The organism is Mucilaginibacter sp. P4_E8 (assembly GCF_056401495.1).
On record NZ_JBFUJG010000268.1, the window covers coordinates 1 to 3540 of the forward strand.

General features: G+C 42.5%; 2 protein-coding genes and 1 tRNA gene. 1 reads left to right on the forward strand and 2 read right to left on the reverse strand.

Annotation, left to right across the window (positions count from 1 at the left end; all coding sequences use genetic code 11):
* Positions 1-38: 38 nt before the first annotated feature.
* Positions 39-110 (reverse strand) — tRNA-Arg (locus AC1DRQ_RS30175).
* Positions 111-231: 121 nt separating this feature from the next.
* Positions 232-2304, reverse strand: a complete 2073-nt coding sequence (metG, locus tag AC1DRQ_RS30180; protein WP_477429628.1) for a methionine--tRNA ligase — start codon at positions 2302-2304, stop codon at positions 232-234.
* Positions 2305-2475: 171 nt separating this feature from the next.
* Here metG and AC1DRQ_RS30185 point away from each other — a divergent pair, with 171 nt between their 5' ends.
* Entirely contained in the window at positions 2476-3366 is an 891-nt protein-coding gene (locus tag AC1DRQ_RS30185; protein ID WP_477429630.1) for a S66 peptidase family protein, read from the forward strand.
* The last annotated feature ends 174 nt before the right edge of the window (positions 3367-3540 follow it).

Here is a 3540-nt window from a genome sequence, read left to right on the forward strand (position 1 = left end):
AGAAGCACGGTAATCTTGGCCATTACCGTGCTTTAATGTGGTCCCGACGAGAATCGAACTCATATCTAGAGTTTAGGAAACTCCTATTCTATCCGTTGAACTACGGGACCTTTTACAGACGGCCTGGAGGCCGGTCCTTTATTAGCTTGCAAAGGTGCAATTTTTCAATGAAAAATCACACCCCTGCAAAGCAAAATTTATTTACTGCTTTTACATCCCCTATCGGCACATCTATCTGATCACTGATCCGTTATGGAAATCATCTGCCGGCGATACAAAGCTTAGTTTACCTTCGCTGTTTTCGGCCATCAGGATCATCCCTTGCGAAAGGATACCTTTGATCTCACGGGGCTCCAGGTTTACCAGTATGCTTACCTTCTGCCCTATTATAGCTTCAGGCTCAAAATATTCTGCAATGCCCGATACCACAGTGCGTTCATCAATACCGGTATCAATAGTAAGCTTAAGCAACTTCTTGGTTTTGGCTACCTTTTCGGCCGCCAAAATGATACCCGTGCGTATGTCCATGGTGGCAAAGGTTTCGTAGTTGATATTCTCTTTTGCCGGCTGTACATCTATAGATTTTGGAGGTGAGGCGGCCTGCTTTTTTGCCAGCAGTTTATTAACCTGGTACTCGATCACCTCGTCTTCAATTTTTTCAAACAATAAGGCCGATGGGTTTAACTGATGACCGTTATTAAAAAACATCTCCTGATCATAGGTAATGGGTTCATTGGGTAAGTTCAACATGCCAATGATCTTTTTAGCGGTAGCCGGTAAAAATGGCTGGGCGCAGGTTGCCAGATGGCCAATCAAAACCAGGCAGTTATGCAGCGTTTGCTTAGCATCCTCCGGATTAGTTTTGATGGTTTTCCAGGGCTCTTTTTCGGTAAGGTAACGGTTACCCAGGCGGGCAATATCCATTAGCCCCTGCAAAGCCTGCCTATAGCGATAAGCTTCCAGGTTCTTTTCTATTTCATCATAAAAACCACCCAGCTCCTTATTCAGGTAATCGTCGGTCAGTTCAATCCTGTCACCTTCGCCTTCAATTTTACCATCGTAAAACTTATGCATCAATATCATTACACGATTCACAAAGTTACCCAATATGGCTACCAGCTCATTATTAATGCGCGCCTGGAAATCTTTCCAGGTAAATTCGCTGTCGCTGGTTTCAGGGAGTATGGAGGTAAGCACATAACGCAGCTCATCCTGCTTACCCGGAAACTCTTTCAGGTATTCATGCAGCCAAACCGCATGGTTCCTTGAGGTCGACAGTTTATCGCCCTCCAAATTCAAAAACTCATTGGCAGGTACATTCTGTGGTAAAATATATTCGCCATGCGCATGCAGGATAGACGGAAAGGTAATGCAATGGAATACAATATTATCTTTGCCTATGAAATGGATCAGACAGGCATTATCCTGTTCATCGGCTTGTTTTTTCCAGTACAGCTTCCAGTCCTTATTATTGTCAATGGCCCATTGTTTGGTGGCCGATATATAACCAATAGGTGCATCCATCCAAACGTACAGCTTTTTGCCTTTGGCATCTTCTAACGGAACATCAATACCCCAATCCAAATCGCGGGTCATGGAGCGTGGCTGCAGGCCTTGTTTAAGCCATGATTTGCACTGCCCTAATACGTTAACCTTCCAGCTACCCTCTTTAGCATCAATCCATTGCTCCAGCCAGGGCTGGTATTTATCAAGCGGCAGGTACCAGTGCTTGGTAGGCTTTAAAGTAGGCGTTTTGCCACTTAGGGTGGATACCGGGTTGATTAGGTCAGTGGCGCTTAACGAAGTACCGCATTTTTCGCACTGATCGCCGTAGGCATTCTCATTGTGGCAATTAGGGCAGGTACCAACAATATACCTATCGGCTAAAAACTGCTGAAAATCCTCATCATAATATTGTTCAGAATATTTTTCAATAAACTCGTCCTTTTCATACAAATTCAAAAAAAATGCCTGCGACAGGTCATGATGAATAGCTGATGAGGTACGATGATAAATATCAAAAGCTATCCCAAACTCCTCAAAGCTGTCTTTTATTTGTTTATGGTATTTATCAATAATAGCCTGTGGTGTAGTCCCCTCTTTTTTTGCCTTGATGGTGATGGCAGCGCCATGCTCGTCAGAGCCGCAAACATAAACTACATCCTTTTTTTTGAGCCTTAAATAGCGTACAAAAATATCGGCAGGAATGTATGCTCCGGCAAGGTGACCGATATGCAACGGTCCGTTGGCATAAGGCAAAGCCGAGGTAACGGTATATCTTTTATATTTGTTGAGTTGTGACATTAAATAAGCGGCATTATAAATAAGCTGCAAAGATAACTTTTTAGGCGGGAAGTTGTGAAGTCAGAAAGTCAGTAAAGTCGGACTGACAGAAAGCTTTCCCTTTATAAAAACCTTAACATTGATTAAATTTTCACTCCGGACTTGCCATACCTCCGGACTCAAAAACATAAAATGATCCCATACCTTAAAAAAGGCGATAAAATAGCCATTACCTGCCCCGCTAAAAAACTGCCCAACCCAATGACAGATGCTATAGCTTTATTGCAGTCATGGGGTCTGGAAGTGGTTTTAGGCGATACTGTGAACGCATCCTACCACCAGTTTGCCGGTGATGACGACCTGAGGGCCCATGACCTGCAACATTTTATTGATGACGGCAGCATAAAAGCTATTATAGCAGCCCGTGGCGGCTATGGTGTTATCAGGATGATAGACAAAGTTGATTTTAGCCGTTTTGCTCAACATCCCAAGTGGCTTATTGGCTTTAGCGATATTACTGTTTTACACACCCATCTGTTTGGTAATTACCAGTTACAAAGCATACACGGGCAAATGCCCATAAACATTCCAGATGCTTCGGCACGCTCGTTAGATACTTTACGAAAAGCTTTATTTGGCGAAAATCTGAGCTATGAATTTAAATCACACACCTTAAACCGCAGCGGCAACGGCGGTGGAATATTAATTGGCGGCAATTTATCATTATTGGTGGCTGTATCGGGTTCTGTATCAGACATTGACTATACCGGCAAAGTATTATTTATTGAAGATGTAGGCGAATACCTGTATGCCATTGACCGTATGCTGCGCAATTTGAAACGGGCCAGTAAACTTGCTAATCTTGCAGGCCTAATTGTTGGCGGTTTTACCGATGTAAAAGATAATGACATACCCTTTGGCCAAACCGTACCCGAAATTATTATGGAAATTGTAAAAGAATATAATTACCCGGTATGTTTTGATTTCCCGGCCGGCCACATTCCTGATAACTGCAGCTTAATATTAGGCAAATCGATAGACTTGTCTGTACAGGAGCAGCAAGTAACTGTTAAATTTGTCTGAATCGGGATTTTCTGAATTAAAGAATTAACAGAATTCAGCACCCCTTTTAATCATTACAATCAAAAACATATGGCAATACTCAGCAATTTAAGCAATTACAAAAACTTTGGCCTTTTAATTATCCGCATTGGCTTAGGTATTACATTTATTAACTATGGCTATCCTATGCTTATG